Source organism: Bacillus sp. JNUCC-22 (assembly GCF_018861275.1).
GTDB lineage: Bacteria > Bacillota > Bacilli > Bacillales > Bacillaceae > Bacillus > Bacillus velezensis.
This window is the reverse complement of sequence record NZ_CP076408.1, coordinates 445,739-468,566: the sequence shown is the minus strand read 5'-3', so window position 1 is coordinate 468,566 and position 22,828 is coordinate 445,739. Positions and strand designations below refer to the sequence as shown.

The following is a 22,828-nucleotide window of genomic DNA, read 5'->3' as shown; positions in this document are numbered from 1 at the left end:
CCCCCATTATAATTCCGATAAAGTTAATAAGTATTATAGAGATTCAAGTCTCGTTTCGCAACTGTAAGGCTGTACAAAAAAACACGCTATTCCATAGAATAGCGCGTTCAGACTGCTTCCGGGCCGCGGTCCTGCTTGAGCCCGAGATAAATCAGCATATATGTGAGATAACCCATCGTCATCACAAGCCCGCCAAAGAAAAAGCTTGAAAAAATCGGCTCTTCAAACGCGGTAACCGCCGCAAGCACGATCCAGCTTGCATACAGGTAGATGATGAAATAACGGAATCCCGTCTTCATTTTATATAAGAGAAACAGCCCCACTGTAGAAAACAAACCCAGCGCAAGCCTGAAATAAACAAGATGTTCGAATTGAAACATGAATGACACAAAGGAAAAACCAAGCAATAACACAATCGGTAATGCGGTAATAAAATTTCTCAAGTGAGCACCTCCGTCATTACCTTTATTATAAATCAAAATAGCATAAATTATTGATTTATCGTGATCTTTTTCACAAAAATGTCATTCCTTTACTTTATACCCGAACATCGCGTTTGCAAAAGCTCCACCAAGCGACGGCTAAGAAGAATACGATATGGATAATGATAATGCCTGCGGAAAATAACGGCGTCATTCCCGCAAACAGCGGCTTCGCCCCGCTCATATATTGCGTCAGGTCAGTATTTGCGAACAGCAGAAAACTTCCCCATTTGTTTTGGAAGAGCGACATAATCGTCACGAGTGATTTTGCGCCGTACAGCACGATAAATGACAAAATGACGGCCGTTGCGCTGTTTCGGAATACAGAAGAACACAACAAGCCAAAGCATGCCATCGCAAACGCCTCGACCCAGTTCGTGCCGATTACTTTCAGGGTGTTCATAAGAAGCGTCCCTGATTCAGATGTCACCGACACGCCGAAGAAAGCCATACCGAACAGCAGAGACAGAATATAGTACGCCGCATACAGGTACAAGCTGACCAAAAATACGGTAATGAGTTTAGATACAAAAATCCGCTCCCGCTTTACCGGGCGGATTAACAAAAATTTGATCGTTTTCTTATCAAATTCAGCGGAAATGATCGTTGCCGCGATCACGATCGTTAATGCCTCAAGCAGAATATTCAGCCCGGGCGCGTACGCCATATAGCCGATGAAATTCTCATCCGTTCCGGAACTGATGACAAGCCGTTTAATGACAAGCGCCATAATAAATTGGAGAACGGCCATCAGAATCAGCGCCACTAATGAGACTTTTCGGTTAAAGAGTTTCATATGCTCATTCGCTGTCAATTTAAACATTCGTCTCCCCCTCCTCTTGAAGCGCCGTCGTCACTTTCATGAATTCATCCTCCAGCGATTCCGCATACGGCATGATGGAATACACGAGAAAGTCTTGTCCGACGAGCGCACGGTTTAATGCCGGGATGTCCTTCTTCGCTACGGTGACGGTAATGCCCCCGCCGTTTTTCTCCGGAGCAAATTGCTGTTGGGACAGCCATTCGAATGCTTCGTCAGCCGGCTGAATGTCGAGGACGGCTTTTTCTTCTTTTTCCTCAGCGCCGCGCAGAACAACCTCTGTTTTGATCTCACCTTTTTGAATGATGATAACACGGTCGCAAAGGTCCTCCACTTCACGCAATAAATGCGTCGCAAAAAGGATGCTCGTCCCTTCAAGCTCCGCGAGTTCCTTTAAGTGATCGCGGAAATCCTTCATTCCGCCGGGATCAAGCCCGTTTGTCGGTTCATCTAAAATGAGCAGATTCGGACGGTGAAGAATGGCCTGAGCAATCCCGAGACGCTGACGCATACCAAGGGAATACGTTTTAACTTTGTCATGAACGGCATTGGTGAGCCCGACCCGTTCGATGACTTCCTGAAGCCTGTCCTCTTTGATGTTTTTGTGCATGTTGGCAAAGTGCTTCAGATTTTCCCACCCCGTCAGGTACGGGTAGAATTCAGGATTTTCCACGATCGCTCCGACGGATTCAAGCGCTTTTTCGAAATCAGCATCGTGCTGAAAGCCGTTAATTGTAATCGTGCCGCTGTTTTTCTTTAAAAGACCGACGATGATTCGGATAAGTGTGGTTTTTCCCGACCCGTTCGGACCGAGCAAACCGATGATCTCGCCCTGCCTGACATCCATGCTGATGTTTTTTAAAATATGCTTTTTGCCTATTGTTTTGTCAAGGCCTTCAATATGTAAAATCGGCTCAGTCATACAGCCTTCCTCCTTTTTCACAAAAAATAAACAGTGCCCGTACAAAGGCACTGTCTGCATTATAACATTAGTCATATATTCGTGAAGAGCCGGAGCCGACGTTATGTCTTATCCGGGACCGGTCCGTTTTTTTCCTTCTCTTCATTATTGACGACATCCAGAATATCAAGCAGGAACACAAAAATCGGAATTCCGATAATCAAGCCCCAAATGCCGAAGAAATGTTCCGAGAAAATCAGAACTGTAAAGGTAAAAAAGATCGGCAGTTCCGTTTTCGCTGACATCAGTTTCGGATTAAGGAAGTACGTCTCAATCGCATGGATGACGAAAATGACCAGCACGATGTAGATGACATACGCAGCGCCGCCCGTCGTATACGCGATGATGCTGAGCGGAATGAGCGAAATCACCACACCCGCCACGGGAATGAGCCCGAGGAAAAAGACCATGATTGACAGGCCGAACAGCTGCGGAAAATGCAGAATCGCCAATGCGATCAAGGTGAGGATACAGTTCACCAGCGCGATAATAAATTGGGCTTCAAGCACTTTGCCGAATGTTCTCGCAAACTTGCTGCCGAAATAAGCAAGTTCGTAGTAAAAAACAGACAGCTTGCTGTGCTGAAATTTTTTCATAAACTCCGTGAGCCGCTTTTTCTCGAACAGGAAAAACATGCTGAGAATCAGTGACATCACGACCTGCAAACCGAAAGTGCTGATATCGGCCAAGTATGTATACAGTACATTAAAACCTTCTTTTACATAGGAACCGATATTGATATCGCCGAACACGCTCGATATCTCATCATAAAACGGAATGACATCGGGATGATACGCGATGTGCTTGATCTGCTTAATCAGCTGTTCAATCTGCTTGGCAACAATCGGGTAAAAGACAAAGCCTCCGACAGTCGCCCCGACAGCCAGCGCAATATATAAAACGGTGATGACCACCCTCTGGCTGATCCGGAAAAAATGGTTCAACACGTGCCGGATGACAGTCTCCAGCCGATCCATCAGAAAAGTAAAAATAAACGTAAGCAAAATCAAATTAATCATACTTCGGAATACAACTAACACCCCAGTCAAAACAAGAAAAACGGAAAAACGTCTGACACCCGGATGCTGAAAAAATTTAAAAATAGCCGCCATTTATACACTCCTGCTAGGACAAAAAGCCCTTAGATTTCATCTTTCACTCTCTAATTGTAAATTATATAACAAAATGACGCTAAGGTCTTTGTCCACCTCCTAATAAATTTAAACAAATTTATCTTTTTTACTCATGGCGGCCGAAAAAAAGAACGGCATGCCCGATGCATGCCGTTCCTTTCCTTTTATACCGCCGTTTTCATTTCTTTAACGGCCTGTGTGCTTTTCGCTTCGTCAAACTCATTTTCGCTCTTGGCTACGATGATGGTGGCGATTCCGTTTCCGATCAGGTTGACGATCGCCCTTCCTTCACTCATAAAGCGGTCGACGCCGAGGAGCAGCGCCAGCCCCTCCAGCGGAATAACCTGAAGCGCCGATAAAGTGGAGGCGAGCACGATAAATCCGCTTCCGGTTACGCCCGCCGCGCCTTTTGATGTCAGCATCAGCACGAGAATGATCGTAACCTGCTGGCCGATGGTAAGGTCAACGCCGAACACCTGCGCCAGAAAAACCGTCGCCATGGACAGATAAATCGAGGTGCCGTCCAGGTTAAAAGAATATCCCGTCGGAATGACAAGGCCGACGACCGATTTGGAACAGCCGTAGCGCTCCATTTTATCCATCATCCGCGGAAGAACGGACTCAGAAGAGCTTGTGCCGAGAACGATGAGCAGTTCATCTTTAATAAAACGGAGATAGTTCCACAAGCTGAAACCGAATAGTTTGCAAATGATATTCAAAGCGACAAATACAAACAGGAACATCGTAACGTATACAGACAGCATCAGACTCGCCAGCGGCTTGATGGAATCAAGGCCGAAGTGTCCGATCGTATAGGCCATGGCCCCGAATGCGCCGATCGGCGCCGCGCGCATGATGTAGCCGATGATTTTGAAAAAAACATGCGACAGTTTATCAAAGAAATCAATAATGCTTTTGCCTCTTTCACCGAGCGCCGCCAGGCCGACACCGAATAAAACAGAAAAGAATAAGACCTGAAGAATGTCGCCTTTTGCGAAAGCGTCAACCATATTTGACGGAACGATGTGAGTGATAAATTCAATCCAGTCAATCCCCTGTCCCCCGTTTTGCGTGTACTGAGAGACATCCCCTTTTTCAAGCTTGCTGTAATCAAGCCCCTCACCGGGTTTCATGATATTGACGACCAGAAGTCCGATAATAAGGGCGATGGTTGTCACGACTTCAAAATAAATAAATGCTTTTCCCCCGACTTTGCCGACTTTTTTCATGTCTCCCATCTTGGCGATGCCAAGCACGATCGTCAGGAATATGATCGGTGCGATAATCATTTTTACCGCATTGATAAATGTATCGCCGAGCGGCTTCATCTGCTTCCCGGCCTCAGGCCATACGAGTCCGACAATGACGCCGATGATCACCGCCGTGATGACCTGCACCGTAAGATTTTTGAAAATTTTCATCCCTACTCCCCCTTGCCTCTCGCTGCGTCTACACGAAAATGATAGCGTTTTCAAGCGAAGGGGGGAAGCTTATGATCATAACGGACATTTTGGTCTTTTTGGTCTCGGCTAGCGGACGAATTTGTAGCGGTTAACCGGCCGGCCCACTCCCCCGTATTGAATGTCGAGCTTAATCTGGCCGTCTTTCTCAAGAAAATCAAGATAACGCCGCGCTGTCACCCTGGCGATTCCGAGCGCTTTGGCGGCTTCTTCAGCTGAAAGCGGCTCCGTCTGCTGTTTCATATAGGTCAAAATTTCATTCATCGTAAAATGATTTAACCCCTTCGGCAGATCCCGGGACGGATTTTGCGGAATTTTAAGCAGCATGTCAAGCTGCTCTTGCGACATGGTGTCATGCTCTTCAATTTTCCGTTTATATTGTTTATAGTTTTCGAGCGCCTGTCTCATCCGCTCCAGCTTAAACGGCTTCAAAATATAGTCGGCCGCACCGTTTTGCAGCATAAGCTGGATTGTTTCTCTGTCTTTTGCGGCCGAGACGATGATGACGTCTACTTCGAGCTTTTGTTTTCTGATTTCCTGGAGCGTTTTAATTCCGTCTTTTTTCGGCATGTATACGTCTAATACCACGAGCCCGGGCCGCAGATCTTTTATAAGCCTGATTCCCTCGTCTCCGTCAGCGGCTGTGGCGATGACGCTGAACCCTGAAACACCGGTGATAAATTCTTTATTCACCTCCTGCACCATCGGATCATCTTCAATAAGCAGCACCTTGATGTCCATCGAATGATTCCTCCCCCTTCATCGGAAATAAAATAGAAAATGCCGTTCCCTGTCCCTGCCGTGTGTCGACTTCAATAACGCCCATCCCTTTGTCGACGATTTGTTTGACGAGGTACAAGCCGTATCCCGTTCCTCCCGTTTTATTGACGGTAAACCCTTTGTCATAAAGGCGCGGGATGTGCTGATCGGAAATCCCGCTTCCGTTGTCTTCTATTAATATAGCAAGCACTTCATCATTTTGCTCGATACTGATGTCAATATGTTTGTCCTCCGTGTCCGCTGTTTCGAATGCGCCGAACGCATTTTCAATTAAATTGCCGAGCAGGACGACAATGTCATGCTGGTCGACATGCTCCGGAAATGCCGAGAAACTGCTGTTTTCATCAATTTTCACAGAAATGCCAAGCTCTTTTCCTCTTTTGATTTTGCTTAACAGCAGTCCCGCCGCAGCGTCATTCTGAATGGCCTGATGAAGAAAATCGGTGACGCTTTCTTGTTCTGATGATTCCTTAAAAGCAAGCTGGAGCGCTTTTTCTGATTTTCCGAGCTGAATCAGTCCCGCGATGGTGTGAAGCTTGTTCATATGTTCATGATTTTGGACTCTGAGCGCATCGACAAAATTTTTCACACCTGTCAGTTCTTCCGCCATTTTCGCCGCTTCCGTCCTGTCCTGAAAAATGGCGACGGCTCCGATGACCTTCTTTTTCATGACGATCGGAATTCTGCTGCTCATGATCACCTTTCCGCTAACTTGGATTTCTTCATTATATACGGCTCGGTTCCGCTCGACGATTTCAGGGAGGCGGGAATCTTTTAACACGTCCCAGATCAGCCTGCCGTCTGTTTCTTGTCTGACATTGAATATCTGCTTCGCTTTTTCATTAAAAATGGTGATGTGATGCTGATTATCGATCGCGATGACGCCCTCATTCATTGAATGAAACGTAGCGGTCCGTTCCTCATACATTCTCACGATCTCATGGGGCTCCAGCCAAAACATTTGTTTTTTGATGTGGCGGGCCAGCAAAAAGGAGCCGGCCAGTCCGAACCCGAGCGCCAGCAGAACGATAAACAGTATTTCATGTTTCAGCTGAAGAAGAATTTCACCGAATCCGGGCAGCGTTTTACCGGCCAGAACGACGCCGATCTGATTCAAATCCCGGTCTTTGATGGGATAAAAAGCGCGGACGGCGGTGCCGATTTCTCCCTTTGCTTCGGAAAAATAAATGTGCTCGGCGAACGCCGCGGCTTCGTCCTCACCCCTTGAACGCTTTCCGATCATTGTGCTGACGGGATGTGAATAGCGGATATGATCCATATCCATGACGACGATGTAGTCCGCTTCATTGATGATCCTTATTTCTTCGACCGCATGGCGCACGTCTTCCCTTTGTTTTTTCTGCTCGAGGGCGCGTTTGACATCGGTCATCTCAGATACCGTCCGCGCGGTATTCATCAGCCGTTTTTTCAGCTCGCGCTCCTCTGTATGCTGAATATTGCCGATCAGCACGATGCCGACGATCAAAAAGGTAAAAAGCACGACGATATACGAAAGTATGGTGATTTTCCAGCGGATGGTGAGCTTTTTTTTCGTCATTGGCCTCTTCCTTTCCGTCTCTTTACGAAAACGGCCCGCCCGATTATGCTTGTTATAGAAAATGGCGGAGGGGGTTTTCGATGAAAAGCTTGCTGACTTGTCTCAGCCTGATGGTACTCGGTATCGGAACCGCTTTATTCATCGGCTTTCATGATCGTTTCTCAACGGAAGAACCGTATTATGATGACGAACAGGAAGGCCTGAAAGATCAAATCGTTTTCAAATTCAGCCATGTCGTTGCTGAAAACACGCCAAAAGGGCGGGCGGCGAATAAGTTTGCCGACCTTGTCTATCAAAAGTCCGGCGGCACCATTAAAGTAGAGGTGTTTCCAAACGGGAGCCTCTATTCGGATAATGAAGAAATAAACGCCCTCCAAAACGGGGACGTGCAATTCATCGCTCCCTCCACCTCAAAGCTCGGATCACTGTCTCCCGAATGGGGTGTTTTGGATCTGCCGTACGCGTTTACAAACTATAAAGCCGTGCAAGAAGGCCTCAACGGCAAAATTGGCACACGCCTGTTCGCTTCATTAGAAAAGCATCATTTGAAAGGACTGGCGTACTGGACGAACGGGTTTAAGCAGCTTACGTCAAATAAAGGACCGATCTTCACTCCGGACGATTTGAAAGGACAGGCGCTCAGGATCATGCCGAGCAGCGTGATCGAAGACCAGTACCGCCTGCTCGGCGCGCGCCCGCGGCAGGATTCCTTTAATTCCACGTTTCAGCTCTTGGAAAGCAATCTTGTAGACGGAGAAGAAAATACGATTTCAAATATCTATTCTAAAAAATTTTATAATGTTCAACATTATTTGACAATCAGCAATCACGGGTACCTCGGTTATGCCGTGATGACCGACGAGCATTTCTGGAATTCGCAGACAGAAAAAACGAGAACCATCTTAACGGAGGCGATGAGAGAAACGACGGAGTGGAACGAAGCCTCCGCTGAGAAAATGAATAAAGACCAGCTTGAAGAGATAAAGAAGAATTCATCCATTCATATTCATGTGCTGAGCAAAGCGGAAAAGAACACATGGATGAAACGCCTCGACCCGATTTACGGACAATATGAACAGGTGATCGGCCGCGGGCTTGTGCAGGATTTGTTATCCTTGCGCCGCGAGCCTTAGCAGGACCAATACGCCCATCTCCGTTTCATCCCTTTTCCCGCCGGGGAAGTAAATAGGGACAGAGCAAAAAAAGGAGATGGAGACATGTTTACACATACGAAAAAACTGCAGCATCCGGCTAAACCGGATCGTCCTGACCCGCTGTTCGCAAAAAAGATGCAGGAAATTTTAGGGGGACAATACGGGGAAATATCCGTCGCCATGCAATATTTGTTCCAAGGATGGAATACACGGGGTAATGAAAAATATAAGGATCTTCTGATGGATACCGCGACGGAAGAAATCGGCCATGTCGAAATGATCGCGACGATGATTGCGAGACTGTTAGAAGACGCCCCGCTGGCAGAGCAGGAAAAAGCGGCTGATGATCCGGTCATCGGGTCCATTTTAGGCGGCATGAATCCGCATCATGCAATTGTGTCAGGACTCGGCGCAATGCCGGAGAGCAGCACGGGCGTTCCGTGGAGCGCAGGCTATATCGTCGCAAGCGGAAACCTTCTGGCAGACTTCCGCGCCAATCTGAACGCCGAATCACAAGGAAGGCTTCAAGTCGCACGCCTGTATGAAATGACCGATGATAAAGGCGTGAAAGATATGCTCAGCTTTTTATTGGCCCGCGATACCATGCATCAAAACCAATGGCTTGCGGCCATTAAAGAATTAGAAGAACAGGAAGGTCCGATCGTTCCTTCCACATTCCCGAAGGCTCTGGAAAAACAGTCATTCTCCCATAAGCTTATTCATTTCTCAGATGGAGCAGAAAGCGCTGAACAAAATTGGCTGAAGGAAACAGCGCCGGACGGAGAACCATTTGAATACGAAAAGGAACCGAAAGCGCACGGCGAAATAGCTAAGCTGGATCCCGTCCCGCCGTATGTCCACAACACGCTTCCCGGCCGCGGGTAAAGACACAAGCCCAAAACAAACTGTTTTGGGCTTTCATTATGCCTTCTGAACCGTCCAGTCCGGTTCGTACCGGATGTCCGGGTGATGCAGCAGCTCATGAATGAAAGGTTCATCCTCTTCGTACAGCATCACTTCTATTGAAAGAATCGCAGCCTTCTGCTCGTTTTCTTCGTATATACGGTCATGTTCGTTCTCCATAAAATCATCATAAGCCTGTCTGTTCTCCCAAAGCTGATGATCTCTGCGATGAACAGGCCGTCTGCGTTTTTCCGCCAGCCGCCGGCCTGTTTGACGAAGCCATTTACACATGATAATGCTCCCCACCTTGACTGTGCTTGCGCAAATGCTTCAGCGTTTGCAGCGTCTGTTTCACATACAATCTTTTTGATCAGCATGACCGTTCCTCTGTGATGACTGTTTTCGCATACGTATGCTCAACACAGAGATTCACGGTTCTGACGTATGAGCGGGTGCGGTGAATCGTGCCTTTCGGGATGAGCAGGCTGTCATTTGCTTTGAGCACTGCGGTTTCTTTGTCCTTAAAATCAATCAGCAGCTCCCCTTCCAGAACGATGAACCATTCATCTGAGTCAGGGTGATGGTGCCAGTCATATTCTCCCGTAAACACTGCGAGGCGCACACAGTGGTCATTGATCTCCGCGATTGAAAAATTGTCGTGTTTTTCTTTGACTTTATTGGCGATAGCGAGCAAATTCAGCATGTCAGACACGAGTGAAAAACCCCTTTTTCATTTTATTGTATCGCAACGGCGGCTCAGATCAAGATTTTCCCAAAATAAAAAGCGATCCAGCTGATGCGCCGGATCGCTTTTGATCTGCAGATTGTCTGCCTTTTATGCTTTTATTAGCTGCTTCGTCTGTTTCCGCCTTTTTGGCCGATTTCCTTATAAAAATCTTTGTCATGATTTTTACTAGTGGCTTCTCCGCCTTTTTGGCCGATTTCTTGATAGAAATCCTTGTCATGGTTATTGCTTGTTGCTTCTCCGCCTTTTTCACCGATTTCCTGATAGAATTCTTTGTCGTGATTTTTGCTTGTTGCTTCTCCGCCTTTTTCACCGATTTCCTGATAGAATTCTTTGTCGTGATTTTTGCTTGTTGCTTCTCCGCCTTTTTGACCAATTTCCTGATAGAATTCTTTGTCATGGTTATTGCTTGTCGCTTCTCCGCCTTTTTTACCTGCTTCTTCTCTGCTCATTTTGTTATTATCTTGTGCCATTTTTGAATTCCTCCTTTAATTGGTGTTGGTTGTTGGTTTCCCGATTTCAGAACTGCTAAACAAAGAAAACACATTGAATGTGTTTTCGGGTGGTTTTTATCATTCTGTATCGTCCAGGCGTTTTAAAATCCGGCGTTTTTTATAAAGCATGGTGCCTGTTTCCGCGATGCTTTCTAAAGCTGAACGGTTGGCGGACGCGCCGAAGATGATGCCCGCGACCGGAACCATTTGCAGCAGTTTTTTCGCGGCGAACGTATCGCGGTAGCTGTAAACGACTTCCCGCCAGCCTTGGATTTGCGAGGCGACGCGCTGATAGGCGCGGTCGTTTTGATCATATTGCCGTAAATCTTGCAGGATCGCTTTTTTTCCGATGACGTCACTGGATGCAAGCTGGAGCAATTTGACGATAAACACGCGTTCTTTTTTGTCTTTCGGATCAAAGCCGTAAGCAACCGCGATATCCTGCAGCGTCTTTAAGGACAGGCCGAGCATCGCCGGAATGTCTGCCGCCAGCGTGAATACGCCGCCGACTCCCGTTGCGGCTCCCTGCACCGTCGCGGCCTTTACACTTGTACGCGCTATGGCTTCTGCGATTTCGTCCATGACGGCAAGCGGCGCATTGCGGATGTCGTGAAGCGTTTGACATGTACCGTGCGGCAGCCGTTTTTGAAACTTTTTCATGATGCGCTTTTCTGATGTAAGGTACTGTCCGCCTGACTGAATAAACGTTCCCGTTTCATCGAGAATGAGTCCGATTTTCCTCTGAATAAATTGCGGTGTCAGCTTGTCCAAAAGCTGAAACGGCAAGCGGGTGAATGTTTGCCAGAACATCACCCTCTGCTGCGCCTTTTCCCATTTTTGAATGTCTCTCAATTGTCTTTCCAGGTCTGTCCGCTCTTCTGTCACCCGTCCTGCACGTCCTTTCTGATTTCTTTGTTCATAGTATACCTTTATGGCGTTTTCTTTTTACACCCGGCCGGATTTTTTATCCGGAAAACATTCCATTGTTTAATTTTCTTCAAATTCTCTATATTGTATAATTTTGAATAATACGATTGAAGGAGAATGTTGAATGCAATGGATTTATTTAAGTTTAGCGATCATTTTTGAAGTATTGGGTACGGTCAGCATGAAATTATCAAATGGATTTACAAAACTTGTCCCAAGTATTTTATTGTTATTGTTTTATATCGGCAGCCTTTGTTTTCTTACTTTGACTTTGAAATATATAAGTGTCTCCATCGCATATGCGGTCTGGTCCGGAATGGGGATCGTGCTGATTTCCGTGATCGGAATTTTTTTCTTTCATGAACAGTTCTCTGTCATAAAAGCTGTCTCTGTTCTTCTGATCATCATCGGTGTTGTTTCCTTAAACTTTATTTCTGAAAGTGAAACGTCATCAAACGGCATCAACGTTCATACGGACAGAAACAGATGATGAAAGGGTTAAAGGTTCTCTTCCTCATTACAGATATTGGATTTATCGTTTATTGGATTGTTACTTTTTTTGAGTGGATTCCAAAAAACATGGTGTTTAAAGATTATGATAACGCCATGATCATGGCCTGGAACTGGTCATTCTTTCCCTTAGATATTTTCATTTCGATAACCGGGCTGTACAGCTTGTTTCTTTATAAACGGAAACATGCGTTATGGCGCTCTTTCGCATTAATATCACTTGTGCTGACCTTTTGTTCAGGCCTGCAAGCGATTGCCTTTTGGGTATTTATCGGTGATTTTGATCTTATGTGGTGGGCATTCAATCTGTACTTGCTTCTTTATCCTTTATATTTTATTCAGAAATTGCTGGTCTCTCGTAAAAATAGCTGTCATTCTTTTTGATGAGGCGGTTTTCTTTTTCTTCAGGCGGGAAACACTTTTCATAAAGGAGTGATAGACATGCCTTGGTCTATGAAGGATTATCCGCAATCATTGAAGAATCTCGAGGAACCTGTGAAGAAAAAAGCGATCGAAATCGCGAATGCGATGGTAGATGAGGGTTATGAAGAAGGACGGGCCATTCCCATTGCGACAAGTCAGGCGAAAGAGTGGAAAAAAAACGCTTCTAAGGAAGAAATCGATCAGCTGATGAAACACGATGATGAAACGAAACGCGGAAATTGAATCGGAATAAAGGAAAAACCCCGCTCTCAAGAGAACGAGGTTTTTCTGATTATAAACCGTAATAATAAGATAGCGTGGTGACTGAAACGTAGCCTGTCGCTCCTGCATACGTGACTTTCAGCCATTTATTAGAATTGGTGTAGTGGCCTTGAACATATTCTCCGGTTACCCAAGAACCAGTAATTTTTTTACCGCTTGAGAATGTTGTGATCGTTGAACAGCTGACCTTAGAGCATGAGCGCATATTAGCACCGTAAATACCGACTGTGCCCCCGCTGGCTAAAATGGAAACGTCCGGTTCAGCTTTAGGTTTGAAAGCTGCTGCTGATGCAGAGCCGCCAAAAGCGAATAAAGAAACAGCAAAAATCATGGCTAAAGAAATGATCGACAAACGACGTACCAAGAAAATTCCCCCTCTTTTATCATATGGCCGGAAAGCTTTCCTGACGTTATTATACTTTTTCGCCCGGGAGACTGAAATAAGTCTAATGCTCCAACTTCTTTTCTTCGCAAGTGACCATGCCGATTCTTTTTTTGATAGATAACAGCGGTTTATTAGACTGGAATCACTGAAATATCGTTGATTCAAACGTTTATTCAGAGCGGCCGGAGTTTTTCCGGAGGTCATTTGAATGGTACAGAAAGGTTTTATCTTCCAATGGAAAGAAACATTATTATTCTATTTACCCGGGAAAACGGAGGAAATACAGCGTCTTTTTCTCAAATCAGTTGGGCGGACAGAAAGTTGTGAAGTTATATAGGCAAGTGTCCTCTTTTCACCTTTTTAAAAGAACGCTCCACGCATCCGCGCTTGATCCGACGCGGAAACACGCTTTGCGAACGGCATCGCTTCTTTCCCGGAACGATGCCGTTTTCATTTTCGGACCTTTCTTCGGCGGGATACATATCATAGATAAAACAGGGCATCAATGTGCCGGTTTATTGAACATAAAGAACTTGACATCTTATAATAGCGGATTTATGATGTAGATAAAATAATTTGCATCTAGGAAACTTTTTGTTATTTAGCTAAAAATCTATCGGAATTTAGGTGAGACATAATGAGCAAAGACATCTCAGCACAATCACTGCAAGCAAAAGCCGTGCAGGATGCACTTGACGGCAAAAGCAAGGGATTCAAGCGGCTTCTGCCTTTTTTAGGCCCCGCCTTTATCGCGGCGATTGCCTACATTGATCCGGGAAACTTCGCTACGAATATCTCAGCTGGTTCGAAGTATGGGTATATGCTGCTGTGGGTCATCCTCTTTTCAAACTTGATGGCTTTTTTAATTCAAGTTCTTTCCGCGAAGCTCGGCATTGCCACGGGTAAAAACCTTCCGGAAATCGCCAGAGACCGGTATCCGAAATGGGTATCAGCCGGGCTGTGGATACAGGGTGAACTGGTGATTATGGCAACTGATCTGGCAGAATTTATCGGGGCGGCGCTCGGACTCAACCTGCTGTTCGGCATACCGATGGTTGAAGCGGCCATTATCGCGGCGATCGGATCATTCGCGATTTTAGAGCTGCAGCGCCGGGGTTACCGGGCGCTGGAAGCGGGCATTGCCGGACTTCTGTTCGTCGTGGTGATCGCCTTCGCTCTGCAAACCTTCTTTGCCAAACCTGACGCCGCCTCCGTTCTCGAGGGGCTGTTTATCCCGAAAATTGACGGAATGGACAGTGTGCTCTTGGCAACCGGGATACTCGGCGCAACCGTGATGCCGCATGCCATTTACTTACATTCCGCACTGACACAGCGCCGTGTCGTCGGAAAAACGGATAGTGAGCGGAAAAAGATTTTTAGATTCGAGACGATTGACATTCTCATCGCGATGGTGATCGCCGGGGCGATTAACGCAAGCATGCTCATCGTCGCTGCCGCGCTTTTCTTCAAGAACGGGCTGTATGTAGAAGATTTAGACGTGGCTTATCAGCAATTCGGCCACTATATCGGACCGGCTTCAGCCATTCTCTTCGGGATCGGGCTGCTGGCCGCAGGGCTTTCAAGCTCTTCTGTCGGCACATTGTCAGGCGATATTATCATGCAGGGCTTCATCCGTTACCGTATCCCGCTTTATTTGCGGCGTTTCATTACCATCATTCCGCCGATGATCATCATTATCTCGGGGGTCAACGCCACAGAAGCGCTCGTATGGAGCCAGGTCGTTCTTTCATTCGGCATCTCCTTTGCGCTCGTGCCGCTGATTATGTTTACAAGCAACAAACGCCTGATGGGCGCCCTGACGAACCGAAAATGGGTGACGGCTCTCGCCTGGCTGATTGCGGTTTTGGTGATCGCGCTTAATCTGTTTGTGATCTACGATTCATTCCGTTAGAAAAAACCGGCCATTGCGGCCGTTTTTTCTTTTGATGCCGGGTGCCGTTCGTATCTTTTTCCGGGCGTTTTTGGTATGATAGAAGAAAAATCGGAGTTTTGCTTATGTCAGTATTTATCCTTTTTTATCTGTGGATTGTGCCGATTGTCATCGGCATCTTCTGTTCTCTTTTTGCTTATCGGACAACGGGTAAGAAACGTCTGATTCCCGGCTTTTTGATGATCGCATTAAGCATCGTTTCCTTAATCACGGGGCTTTGGATCGGCGGGGTGAACTATCATGTGTTCATCGGGGGCATGTTTTTATTCGGTACGTTATTGGCCGGCTCCGCCTTCCCGTTTTTCTTCGCTCTTTCACGCAAACGAAAATAAACAGGCATGCCGCCTGTTTATTTTTATTCATTAACCCTAAATTATAAACCGCTCCGATAATGTGATTCCGCCTCAATCAGCCTGTACATGTGTTATATAGGCTCCAGCCCATGTCCCATCTCATCGAAACTGCATCCAAAATGAATCCTGCTAAAGAAGATTTTGAATTATAAGAAAAATACTGTATTAAAATCCTATTTACCCCAAAAATACCTATTGATAGAATGGTATCTGAGAGGGGAAAATGTTCAAAGCGGATCATATCGGTCCCGCCTAAATACATAGTCTTTCATTTCTCTCTACACTACATTTCTAAAGGAGGATTTCCCATTAGACACGCAGCTAAAGGCATTCTGTTTGCCGCATCTTTAGCCCTTGTAACTACTGCTTTTGTCCCCGCATCCTTAGCTAAAGAAAATCATAATAATACTGCCAATGCCACTGGAACGACCAAATCATTTTTTTATCAGACTGATACGCAATTTTCCTACGGACTTAAAGCACAAAGCGATGCGTCTGTGTCAAAACCAGTCAAAGATGTAATCAGAGAAGTGCTGAAAAATAAAACAAAATTATTCAATCTTGTTGAAAAATTAGCAGGAAAGAAAATAAGAAATGAACTCGAATCCGTTTTCAATGAACACATAGAACCGGTTTTAAAGAAAATGCTGAACGAGTATGTCGCCTTAAGTTGGACTGATGTGGAAAAGAATCTTTATCTTTCACTTAAAAAGTCCGGACTTTCTGACAGCCAGGCTAAAAACCTCGCTCAATTGACAACTTTAGCAATGAAAGCATTTTAAAATCATTCATAAATGATCGCCAGGAAAATACGTATGAAGTAATGCAAAGTGCTGTTAGATTCACTCTAATAGCACTTTTTCATTGGAGATGTCACATGACTGTCTTTTTTACTGTTCTGCTCACTTTCTTATGCTGCCTTGTGATTTCATCTCTTATTTTTATGATTCTATTAAAAAAAGAGATCGTGGATACACCGCCCAACCGCTTAGCTCATGCAGCATTCATCGTACTTATTGGATTCTCCCTGTTCTTGGCTATAACTGTACCCAGCCTAGTTATGTATTTTGCAGCTATAACTGTAAATCATTTTTTCGGAGAATATATCATCTATGGTTCACTTTCAGACTTATACATATTTTCTGTCGTCGTAAGTATCTTAGCTTTAGTTTATATACTTATCCTTACAGCAATTGTAAAAGGAATGACTCATGTTTTGACATTGCCTGCTTGGTCAGCCTATATCCTTGAATTCATTTTTGCATGGGCTGCTGTTTACTTCTCAATCCAATACGTTTCCAATCATATCATTGAGAACATATCTATATTTCAAGGTGGAGAAATTCTTCTTTCATTGTTCATCACTTTCTTATTTTCGGGATTGGATATCCTTTTCACTAATTTGGATAAGATCACAAAAGAGAAATTAGGCTAAGGGGGTAACAAATATGAGAATAATGACATATATTTCCTATTTTTCTATTTCTTTAGTTTTGCAGGTGGTATGGCTGCTATTAATAAAAAGAACCTCTAATATATTTCTGATAGATATGATTACGGTGTCCTTCTTATTCACCCTCTTTATGTTCATCTTAGATCAAATGTTCAAAAAAAAGCGGACAAATTAGGGATTGTTTTTTAATAATCCTCGGGCTTCTCTTTCGTTTTGAAATGATTCCGGATCACACGAGCTCCAGCACTGTATCAAGCCAAATATATGACTTTGCGAGCTCAGCGGCCGCAGGCGCGAGCGCATTGTAAATGACGCTGCCTTCTCTTGTATCAATATCCGCAGAAATACGGGACAGCATACGATCCATAATCTCCTCAAACGTTTGATCTTCAAACATCCTCGCCAAGCATCTCCTCGATCTCCACAGTGCCCTCGTCTGTCTCTACGATAAAAGAAACTATGAACCTATTACCTGATTTATCAATCTCAAAATCAGTGACTGAAGAAATTCGATCATCATAAATTAAAGCTTCTTCGATCAGTCTCGGGATCTCCATTTTTTTATATGCGTCTGTTGTCTCGTTGTCAGAAAAAACCTCTTGAAGCTCATTTCCAATGTCATGACTGAAAATAGAATAGGAATACCGCTCTGTATACAGGGCCATATAAACAAATTGCTTAATTCCTCAAGCCCTGCGATCAGCTCGTTAGTAATTCGCCCATTTTCAAAGTCAATTCTATATGTGCGCGATATCTCTATTACTTCACTGTCATCTTCAATATCATCAAATTCAATTTCTGGGGAAAGGTTCAAGAAAAAATCACTCCTATAACGTCCTCCATTTATTGATTGAATGAACCATAATAAAAACCGCTCTAAAGAGCGGTTTTAAAATATAAGAAGTAATCATTCTAAGAAGAAATCGAAAGGGATTTATTTACTGCTTTTTGAGCATGGATTAAAGTCGTATCAAATAATGGCACCTCTGAATCCTCTACCTTTACTAATAGTCCAATTTCAGTGCATCCAAGAATGATTCCTTCTGCTCCTCTATCCACCAAATTATTTATGATCTTCTTATAAATGTTTTTGGAAGACTGTTTAATTTCACCCAGACACAGTTCTAGATAAATAATATTATTTATCAATTCTCTTTCATCATCATCAGGAACAATGACATTAATATCATGAGACGCAATACGTGATTTATAAAAATCTTGTTCCATCGTATATTTAGTACCTAGCAATCCTACTGAGCGAATGTCTTGTCTAATAATTTGTTCTGCAGTTGCATCGGCAATATGCAAAATAGGTATAGTGATCATTTCTTGGATATATCCAAGAACTTTATGCATAGTATTTGTACATATTACAATAAAATCTGCACCTGCTTTTTCTAATGATCTTGCAACTTGACCTAAAGCTTCACCTGCTTTATCCCAAGCTCCTATGGATTGATAATGTTCAATTTCCTTAAAATCAACACTGTATAAAAGGCATTTTGCCGAGTGAAGCCCTCCTAACTTCTTTTTTATTTCTTCATTGATAATTCGATAATACTCAGCTGAAGATTCCCAACTCATTCCGCCAATAAGACCAATAGTTTTCATAACCCACCTCGGATAAAATTTTCAAAATATTATAGTTATTTTAAGGCATAGATTAGGCCTTTACAATTATTTATTTTTTCAGGATTACTATCATTAAATTTTATCGAGAATAAAAAATGATTGCCCGCCTTTTAAGGAGACAACCATCACACGTTCACCAGTATTCAACGCTTCTTCTTCACCGACCCGCAGACGCTTTGGAACAATAATCAAATCAGAGGGTATTATTAATTTGTCTTTTTCATTAAACCTTATTTCAATAGGTGAAACGGAAACCACTTCAGCCGGCATAATATCCACCGGCGACTCAGAGCCAACAGCACCGACAGCCAGATGTTTAATTGCTTCGCTTAACCTCATGATGAAGCCCCGTCCGGAATTGTTTTTTTCTCAACCACATCAATTGTCATCGTGTGGGAGCTGCCTTTGAATTCGTGCTTGTCGGAATCAATCCAATATGTTTTCTTTACGCCCACTTCCGGAATAGAAATATACACCGGAAGCCCGCTCTGCAAATCAGGAATACCAATTGCTTGAATACTCTTTAATTCCTTTTTCACACCTTCTTTCTGTGATTGGAGTACGTTCGCTCGCTGCTGAAGCTGCGCCTGATTAATATTATCCGAGACAGTTTCCACATACTGCAGAACCCCGTATTTATTAATTCCTGAATTATCTTTTGCAGTGGCAGTGTACGTCTTATTGTCTTTCTGGCGCCGGAGTTTGACCTTCGTAGCTGTCTCATTAATTGAGGTGCTATACTGAAATCCTGTGATGTTTACGCCCGTCTCTAATACCCAAACTTCCGACGGGTCAGGCCAAGCCCTGAGACAAAGCTTACCCTTTGAAGCATATAACTGATAATTATGACCGGTCTGTTTTTTTGTTTGCTTCAATGCCTTTAATATCATGTCATAAAGGCTTGTATCATCTTTAAAGACCAATGATTTAATAGTATAGGCTGTTTTTGCAATGGACCCGGCAGGAATCTGAAAATCTCGGGCCAACCGTTTTACTATTTGATCAGGGGGATCAGGGATTTTTTGTTAAAAACTTTTGAACATGAAACTCAAAAAAATAAATAGCACGATTATCGTCACAACAATAAAGGCTTCTCTTGTGAAGTTTTTATCATCTTCTTTTTGCTGTTTCTTTCTCTTAATCTCTTCTCTATATTTTCTTTGAACCTCTTTCTTTTTTTCATCCATTATCTAAACTCCTCTGAGTCCTTTTTCTTTTTATCACTTGCACCCCTCCTTTCAGTTATTGCAATTTTATCGTGCGACACATAAGTACACCAGTGAAAAAAGCCTTGACTATAAAGCCTTCTCGCACAGCTGAGACTTTAAAAGATGAATTTAATTTAACGGATAAAAAACAGCCCGATACTTCCGGAATGAATAACAATTGTTTGACTGCTTGCATTCTGTTTCCTCCTTAAAGTAATAGAGCGGGCATTAAATACATATCCTCATGCTGAATGCCAGAAGCGGCGGCTCGTCGTCGATGACGACCGGCTCATTTGAGTTAAGCGCTTCATGAGAATGATTCCGCCTTCTTATTTTTTCTTAAACAACAAACCGATTCAAAACCAATATAAAATATTTAATTATTTAGAATGTTTGCGTAAGTTTTGCATAACAAAAATTTAAAAAGAGTGAGGAGAGAAACATATGATAATCAGAAGCGCAGAACACTATGATGTAAAACAATTGCGATTTAATGTATTTATATATCGTGGATTTTTATAAAAGACCTAAGCCACCGATTGAAAAGATACATCATTTGATTGAAATGTTATTTGAGAAGAACAGGGGTATTCAATTCGTTGCTGAACAAGATGGGAAACTTATTGGCTTTGCAACATTATATTTTAGTTTTACGACGAAAGCAGATAAAATCGTGATAGAAAAAGCAAGAGGTACAAGAGCAGCCAAAGAACTGTTTAAAAGATGCGAAACATTTACAAAAGAAAACGGGTATGCGCATATGTCGTGGATAATTGCATCTGATAATTACCATGCACAAAAATTCTATGAAAAGATGGGTGGCTCCCTTGGAAATTGGCTGACCTATTCCATATAACCCGGGATGACCTTATTGAAGTAAAAACTAAAATAAAAAGCCGGGCTTTTACTATGGCTTATCTGGGTAAATAACTAAAAAATAAACAGGCATGCTGCCTGTTTATTTTTATTTTTTAAAACAGCCGTTTTAAGCTTTTCTTGAGTGACGGCATTTCGATTTTTTGGTTTTCAAAGAAGTTTTTCAGCATGTATTTGCTGAAGCCCTTCGCTTGACCGTAAGTGATTTTTCCCGGAAGCGGCGGCTCGTCGCCGATGACGGCGTCGATGACGACCGGCTCATTTGAGTTGAGCGCTTCATGAAAAGCGGGAGCCAATTCCTCGTGTTTCGTCACTTTGATCCCTTTTGCCCCGCAGCTTTCTGCAAAAGCGGCGTAATCCATATTTTGCAGCTGGGTGACGTAGTCAATGTTGCCTTTGACCCGCTGTTCATATTCAATCATGCCTAAATTTTCGTTGTTTAATATGAGAACCGTAATCGGCAGTTTATATTTAACAGCTGTCGGCAGATCCTGCATCACCATTGAAAATCCGCCGTCTCCGCAAATGGCGATGGACTGCCGCTCAGGTTCGGCAAGGCTTGCGGCAATCGCTCCCGGAAGCCCGCATCCCATCGTGGCGAGCCAGCTTGAGACGATAAAGTCCTGCTTCTTCATTTTAAAATGGCGGGCCATCCACACCGTAACCGTTCCGACATCCACTGACAGGACGGCGTCTTCTGCGGCCGCATCCTGAAGCCGGGCAATGACCTGCTGCGGCTTGAGCGGATGAGTCGCTTCGGTTTCATCCTTTTCGATTTCCTTCCACCAATGCTTCATGTGCTCGGTGCAGGCGTCCAAAAATCTTCTGTCTTCTTTATATTCAATGTATTCCGTCAGCTCTTTCAGCCCCAGAGCCGCATCACTGACGATTCCCGCATTGACGGGATAGCGCTTGCCGATTTTCGCCGGATCCGAATCAAGCTGAATGGCGGGCGTATCATCCGGGAGATAATCCCTGTATGGGAACGATGTGCCGAGCATGATCAGCAGATCGCATTCCTCCATTGCTTCGTAGGCGGGCTTTGTGCCGATTTGCCCGAGATTCCCGAGAAAGTGGGGATGGCTGTCAGGCACGACGCCTTTTGCCGGAAGGGTAATGACAATCGGAGCGGCCGCTTTATCGGCGAATGCGAGCAGCTCCTCTTTTGCTGATTTTAACCCTTGGCCGGCGAGAATGACCGGTTTTTTTGCGTTGTTAATATATTGCGCGCATGTCACGAGATGTTCTTTTTTCGGCTCTATATCAGCTTTGAGGTATATCGGCGATGTGTAAACCGGCTCCCGTTTGATTTTTTGCGCGAATAAATCATCAGAAACAGTTAAAACGGCAACGCCTTTTTTGCTGTAAGCCGTGCGGATCGCCTGATTCAGAAGATCGGGCAGCGCTTCTGCCGTATGTACTTGCTGGTTGAATACCGCCACGTCCTCAAACATTTGCTCTAATTTGATTTCCTGAAAGCTGTCACGGCCGATTTCATCGGAAGCCACCTGTCCCGCAATCGCCAGCACCGGAACGCCGTCCGCTTTGGCGTCGTATAAACCGTTCAGCAGATGAACGGCCCCCGGTCCTGCGATTGAAAGGCAGACACCGATCTGGCCGGTCAGTTTTGCCTCAGCCGCGGCTGCCAGGGCTGCGACTTCTTCGTGCCGGGTTTGGATGAATGTCAGGTTATTCCGTTCATGTCTCAGTTCTTCGATAAATTCATTAATGCTGTCTCCGGGAATGCCGTATATATGACCGACTCCCCATTGTTCAAGCAGCTCCGTCATTACGTGTCCTGCTGTTTTACTTGGCATACTGCATCCTCCTTTTACCTGTATTCATCCCCTTTTTCATACAGGTTGAAACACGAGCTATATTCTCAGCTTTTTTCTTAGCAGATCAAGGATGGATAACAGATTTCGGTCTTTAAGGACTGCCTTTTGATTTGCCGCCCCATTGAGTCCGTCTTTTATTTGCCGTTTTCTGTTCGGCACCATGAACAGCGGCAGCCGGTTTGGGGAAAACCAGCGTAAAGCGGCGGTTTCCGATCCGTTCATCAGCGGTGTTCCTCCGGTAATGGCTCCGATGAAAACGTGCTGTGTATCTTCAAATGCCGGCCTTTCATACTCACCGGATTTTTGCAGGATGGTCACGTTATACCCGGTTTCTTCGAAGGCCTCTCTGACGGCTGCGGCTTCAGGTGTTTCACCTTCTTCAATCCTGCCCCCGGGCAAATCCCATAGTGGAACGTCTTTTCGTTTTACGAGCAATATGTCCCGCCCGTCATTTTGTATGATGACAAAAGCGCCTTGTGCCATGTCGTCCTCCTTTACAA

Annotated in this window: 26 protein-coding genes and 6 pseudogenes; 11 read left to right on the top strand and 21 right to left on the bottom strand. The window is 44.5% G+C overall.

Going from position 1 to position 22,828, the window contains the following annotated elements; all coding sequences use genetic code 11:
• Positions 1-107: 107 nt before the first annotated feature.
• The 7 genes from JNUCC22_RS02380 to JNUCC22_RS02350 form a co-directional block, all read right to left on the bottom strand.
• A complete protein-coding gene (locus JNUCC22_RS02380; protein WP_003156210.1) occupies positions 108-443 on the bottom strand; it encodes a hypothetical protein in 336 nt (111 codons plus the stop codon).
• A 94-nt stretch (positions 444-537) separates the two neighbouring features.
• On the bottom strand, positions 538-1,305 hold the full coding sequence (locus JNUCC22_RS02375) for an ABC transporter permease (RefSeq protein WP_007410217.1): 768 nt from the start codon (positions 1,303-1,305) through the stop codon (positions 538-540).
• Entirely contained in the window at positions 1,298-2,224 is a 927-nt protein-coding gene (locus tag JNUCC22_RS02370; protein ID WP_012116860.1) for an ABC transporter ATP-binding protein, read from the bottom strand. Before JNUCC22_RS02370 ends, JNUCC22_RS02375 begins: the two co-directional genes overlap by 8 nt.
• 101 nt (positions 2,225-2,325) lie before the next feature.
• Positions 2,326-3,375: an AI-2E family transporter gene (locus tag JNUCC22_RS02365; protein ID WP_007410215.1), complete on the bottom strand. Its 1,050-nt coding sequence runs from the start codon at positions 3,373-3,375 to the stop codon at positions 2,326-2,328.
• A 185-nt stretch (positions 3,376-3,560) separates the two neighbouring features.
• Positions 3,561-4,817 carry a C4-dicarboxylate transporter DctP gene (dctP, locus tag JNUCC22_RS02360; RefSeq protein WP_012116859.1) on the bottom strand — a complete coding sequence of 419 codons (1,257 nt, stop codon included), beginning with the start codon at positions 4,815-4,817 and terminating at the stop codon, positions 3,561-3,563.
• A 108-nt stretch (positions 4,818-4,925) separates the two neighbouring features.
• Positions 4,926-5,597, bottom strand: coding sequence for a response regulator (locus tag JNUCC22_RS02355; protein ID WP_042634858.1), 672 nt, complete (start codon positions 5,595-5,597; stop codon positions 4,926-4,928).
• Entirely contained in the window at positions 5,572-7,194 is a 1,623-nt protein-coding gene (locus JNUCC22_RS02350; protein WP_014416956.1) for a two-component system sensor histidine kinase DctS, read from the bottom strand. Before JNUCC22_RS02350 ends, JNUCC22_RS02355 begins: the two co-directional genes overlap by 26 nt.
• Before the next feature lie 80 nt (positions 7,195-7,274).
• On the opposite strand from JNUCC22_RS02350, the gene JNUCC22_RS02345 reads away from it, so the two are divergent.
• Positions 7,275-8,327, top strand: coding sequence for a TRAP transporter substrate-binding protein (locus tag JNUCC22_RS02345; RefSeq protein WP_039062641.1), 1,053 nt, complete (start codon positions 7,275-7,277; stop codon positions 8,325-8,327).
• Between the two features lie 84 nt (positions 8,328-8,411).
• Complete coding sequence (locus tag JNUCC22_RS02340; protein WP_007609558.1) at positions 8,412-9,233, top strand: manganese catalase; 822 nt, start codon at positions 8,412-8,414, stop codon at positions 9,231-9,233.
• Positions 9,234-9,269: 36 nt separating this feature from the next.
• Here JNUCC22_RS02340 and JNUCC22_RS02335 read toward each other — a convergent pair.
• From JNUCC22_RS02335 to JNUCC22_RS02320, 4 genes and pseudogenes are all read right to left on the bottom strand, one after another.
• Positions 9,270-9,628, bottom strand: a pseudogene (locus JNUCC22_RS02335) (DUF4937 domain-containing protein).
• The gene (locus tag JNUCC22_RS02330; RefSeq protein ID WP_216062103.1) at positions 9,622-9,963 is read right to left on the bottom strand and encodes a cupin domain-containing protein; all 342 of its coding nucleotides are present in this window, start codon (positions 9,961-9,963) and stop codon (positions 9,622-9,624) included. Before JNUCC22_RS02330 ends, JNUCC22_RS02335 begins: the two are co-directional and overlap by 7 nt.
• Positions 9,964-10,097: 134 nt before the next feature.
• On the bottom strand, positions 10,098-10,469 hold the full coding sequence (gsiB, locus tag JNUCC22_RS02325) for a glucose starvation-inducible protein GsiB (protein ID WP_007609544.1): 372 nt from the start codon (positions 10,467-10,469) through the stop codon (positions 10,098-10,100).
• A 99-nt stretch (positions 10,470-10,568) separates the two neighbouring features.
• Positions 10,569-11,375, bottom strand: a complete 807-nt coding sequence (locus tag JNUCC22_RS02320; RefSeq protein WP_216062102.1) for an EcsC family protein — start codon at positions 11,373-11,375, stop codon at positions 10,569-10,571.
• A gap of 166 nt (positions 11,376-11,541) precedes the next feature.
• On the opposite strand from JNUCC22_RS02320, the gene JNUCC22_RS02315 reads away from it, so the two are divergent.
• The 3 genes and pseudogenes from JNUCC22_RS02315 to JNUCC22_RS02305 all read left to right on the top strand — a co-directional run.
• A complete protein-coding gene (locus tag JNUCC22_RS02315; RefSeq protein WP_216062101.1) occupies positions 11,542-11,907 on the top strand; it encodes a DMT family transporter in 366 nt (121 codons plus the stop codon).
• Positions 11,904-12,311: a DUF5360 family protein gene (locus JNUCC22_RS02310; protein ID WP_007410205.1), complete on the top strand. Its 408-nt coding sequence runs from the start codon at positions 11,904-11,906 to the stop codon at positions 12,309-12,311. Before JNUCC22_RS02315 ends, JNUCC22_RS02310 begins: the two co-directional genes overlap by 4 nt.
• A 57-nt stretch (positions 12,312-12,368) precedes the next feature.
• A pseudogene (locus tag JNUCC22_RS02305) lies at positions 12,369-12,584 on the top strand (DUF2188 domain-containing protein); the annotation flags it as partial.
• Between the two features lie 58 nt (positions 12,585-12,642).
• Here JNUCC22_RS02305 and JNUCC22_RS02300 read toward each other — a convergent pair.
• Positions 12,643-12,996: a hypothetical protein gene (locus tag JNUCC22_RS02300; RefSeq protein WP_007410203.1), complete on the bottom strand. Its 354-nt coding sequence runs from the start codon at positions 12,994-12,996 to the stop codon at positions 12,643-12,645.
• Between the two features lie 655 nt (positions 12,997-13,651).
• Here JNUCC22_RS02300 and JNUCC22_RS02295 point away from each other — a divergent pair.
• From JNUCC22_RS02295 to JNUCC22_RS19660, 5 genes are all read left to right on the top strand, one after another.
• Positions 13,652-14,929: an Nramp family divalent metal transporter gene (locus JNUCC22_RS02295; protein ID WP_094032124.1), complete on the top strand. Its 1,278-nt coding sequence runs from the start codon at positions 13,652-13,654 to the stop codon at positions 14,927-14,929.
• 104 nt (positions 14,930-15,033) lie between these two features.
• The gene (locus JNUCC22_RS02290) at positions 15,034-15,300 is read left to right on the top strand and encodes a hypothetical protein (RefSeq protein WP_014416946.1); all 267 of its coding nucleotides are present in this window, start codon (positions 15,034-15,036) and stop codon (positions 15,298-15,300) included.
• Positions 15,301-15,818: 518 nt separating this feature from the next.
• A complete protein-coding gene (locus tag JNUCC22_RS19455; protein ID WP_033575057.1) occupies positions 15,819-16,103 on the top strand; it encodes a hypothetical protein in 285 nt (94 codons plus the stop codon).
• Between the two features lie 95 nt (positions 16,104-16,198).
• Positions 16,199-16,756, top strand: a complete 558-nt coding sequence (locus tag JNUCC22_RS02280) for a hypothetical protein (RefSeq protein ID WP_150941000.1) — start codon at positions 16,199-16,201, stop codon at positions 16,754-16,756.
• Between the two features lie 13 nt (positions 16,757-16,769).
• The gene (locus JNUCC22_RS19660; protein ID WP_007410196.1) at positions 16,770-16,949 is read left to right on the top strand and encodes a hypothetical protein; all 180 of its coding nucleotides are present in this window, start codon (positions 16,770-16,772) and stop codon (positions 16,947-16,949) included.
• A 57-nt stretch (positions 16,950-17,006) separates the two neighbouring features.
• On the opposite strand, the pseudogene JNUCC22_RS02275 reads toward JNUCC22_RS19660, so the two are convergent.
• The 7 genes and pseudogenes from JNUCC22_RS02275 to JNUCC22_RS02245 all read right to left on the bottom strand — a co-directional run.
• Positions 17,007-17,171: pseudogene (locus JNUCC22_RS02275) on the bottom strand (phage portal protein); the annotation flags it as partial.
• Positions 17,164-17,588 (bottom strand): annotated as a pseudogene (locus JNUCC22_RS02270) (DUF2634 domain-containing protein). The pseudogenes JNUCC22_RS02275 and JNUCC22_RS02270, both read right to left, overlap by 8 nt.
• Positions 17,589-17,686: 98 nt before the next feature.
• Positions 17,687-18,385, bottom strand: coding sequence for an aspartate/glutamate racemase family protein (locus tag JNUCC22_RS02265; protein ID WP_216062100.1), 699 nt, complete (start codon positions 18,383-18,385; stop codon positions 17,687-17,689).
• A 93-nt stretch (positions 18,386-18,478) separates the two neighbouring features.
• Complete coding sequence (locus JNUCC22_RS02260; RefSeq protein ID WP_053104570.1) at positions 18,479-18,745, bottom strand: DUF2577 family protein; 267 nt, start codon at positions 18,743-18,745, stop codon at positions 18,479-18,481.
• Positions 18,742-19,410: pseudogene (locus JNUCC22_RS02255) on the bottom strand (phage portal protein); the annotation flags it as partial. The gene JNUCC22_RS02260 and the pseudogene JNUCC22_RS02255, both read right to left, overlap by 4 nt.
• Positions 19,411-19,431: 21 nt before the next feature.
• Positions 19,432-19,593 carry a hypothetical protein gene (locus JNUCC22_RS02250; RefSeq protein ID WP_216062099.1) on the bottom strand — a complete coding sequence of 54 codons (162 nt, stop codon included), beginning with the start codon at positions 19,591-19,593 and terminating at the stop codon, positions 19,432-19,434.
• A 55-nt stretch (positions 19,594-19,648) separates the two neighbouring features.
• On the bottom strand, positions 19,649-19,810 hold the full coding sequence (locus JNUCC22_RS02245; protein ID WP_216062098.1) for a hypothetical protein: 162 nt from the start codon (positions 19,808-19,810) through the stop codon (positions 19,649-19,651).
• Between the two features lie 248 nt (positions 19,811-20,058).
• On the opposite strand from JNUCC22_RS02245, the pseudogene JNUCC22_RS02240 reads away from it, so the two are divergent.
• Positions 20,059-20,470 (top strand): annotated as a pseudogene (locus JNUCC22_RS02240) (GNAT family N-acetyltransferase).
• Between the two features lie 115 nt (positions 20,471-20,585).
• Here JNUCC22_RS02240 and JNUCC22_RS02235 read toward each other — a convergent pair.
• Complete coding sequence (locus JNUCC22_RS02235; RefSeq protein WP_038456995.1) at positions 20,586-22,307, bottom strand: pyruvate oxidase; 1,722 nt, start codon at positions 22,305-22,307, stop codon at positions 20,586-20,588.
• 57 nt (positions 22,308-22,364) lie between these two features.
• The gene (locus JNUCC22_RS02230; RefSeq protein WP_038456993.1) at positions 22,365-22,811 is read right to left on the bottom strand and encodes an NUDIX hydrolase; all 447 of its coding nucleotides are present in this window, start codon (positions 22,809-22,811) and stop codon (positions 22,365-22,367) included.
• Positions 22,812-22,828 lie beyond the last annotated feature (17 nt).

Excerpts from the sequence above, each read along its gene's own strand:
- JNUCC22_RS02290 (WP_014416946.1), top strand. The coding sequence starts at position 15,034 with ATGTCAGTATTTATCCTTTTTTATCTGTGGATTGTGCCGATTGTCATC.
- JNUCC22_RS02350 (WP_014416956.1), bottom strand. The coding sequence starts at position 7,194 with ATGACGAAAAAAAAGCTCACCATCCGCTGGAAAATCACCATACTTTCG.
- JNUCC22_RS02250 (WP_216062099.1), bottom strand. The coding sequence starts at position 19,593 with ATGGATGAAAAAAAGAAAGAGGTTCAAAGAAAATATAGAGAAGAGATT.
- JNUCC22_RS02235 (WP_038456995.1), bottom strand. The coding sequence starts at position 22,307 with ATGCCAAGTAAAACAGCAGGACACGTAATGACGGAGCTGCTTGAACAA.
- JNUCC22_RS02315 (WP_216062101.1), top strand. The coding sequence starts at position 11,542 with ATGCAATGGATTTATTTAAGTTTAGCGATCATTTTTGAAGTATTGGGT.
- JNUCC22_RS02230 (WP_038456993.1), bottom strand. The coding sequence starts at position 22,811 with ATGGCACAAGGCGCTTTTGTCATCATACAAAATGACGGGCGGGACATA.
- JNUCC22_RS02345 (WP_039062641.1), top strand. The coding sequence starts at position 7,275 with ATGAAAAGCTTGCTGACTTGTCTCAGCCTGATGGTACTCGGTATCGGA.
- JNUCC22_RS02260 (WP_053104570.1), bottom strand. The coding sequence starts at position 18,745 with ATGAGGTTAAGCGAAGCAATTAAACATCTGGCTGTCGGTGCTGTTGGC.
- JNUCC22_RS02280 (WP_150941000.1), top strand. The coding sequence starts at position 16,199 with ATGACTGTCTTTTTTACTGTTCTGCTCACTTTCTTATGCTGCCTTGTG.
- JNUCC22_RS02310 (WP_007410205.1), top strand. The coding sequence starts at position 11,904 with ATGATGAAAGGGTTAAAGGTTCTCTTCCTCATTACAGATATTGGATTT.
- JNUCC22_RS02265 (WP_216062100.1), bottom strand. The coding sequence starts at position 18,385 with ATGAAAACTATTGGTCTTATTGGCGGAATGAGTTGGGAATCTTCAGCT.
- JNUCC22_RS02375 (WP_007410217.1), bottom strand. The coding sequence starts at position 1,305 with ATGTTTAAATTGACAGCGAATGAGCATATGAAACTCTTTAACCGAAAA.
- JNUCC22_RS02370 (WP_012116860.1), bottom strand. The coding sequence starts at position 2,224 with ATGACTGAGCCGATTTTACATATTGAAGGCCTTGACAAAACAATAGGC.
- JNUCC22_RS02365 (WP_007410215.1), bottom strand. The coding sequence starts at position 3,375 with ATGGCGGCTATTTTTAAATTTTTTCAGCATCCGGGTGTCAGACGTTTT.
- gsiB (WP_007609544.1), bottom strand. The coding sequence starts at position 10,469 with ATGGCACAAGATAATAACAAAATGAGCAGAGAAGAAGCAGGTAAAAAA.
- JNUCC22_RS02245 (WP_216062098.1), bottom strand. The coding sequence starts at position 19,810 with ATGCAAGCAGTCAAACAATTGTTATTCATTCCGGAAGTATCGGGCTGT.
- dctP (WP_012116859.1), bottom strand. The coding sequence starts at position 4,817 with ATGAAAATTTTCAAAAATCTTACGGTGCAGGTCATCACGGCGGTGATC.
- JNUCC22_RS19660 (WP_007410196.1), top strand. The coding sequence starts at position 16,770 with ATGAGAATAATGACATATATTTCCTATTTTTCTATTTCTTTAGTTTTG.
- JNUCC22_RS02355 (WP_042634858.1), bottom strand. The coding sequence starts at position 5,597 with ATGGACATCAAGGTGCTGCTTATTGAAGATGATCCGATGGTGCAGGAG.
- JNUCC22_RS02340 (WP_007609558.1), top strand. The coding sequence starts at position 8,412 with ATGTTTACACATACGAAAAAACTGCAGCATCCGGCTAAACCGGATCGT.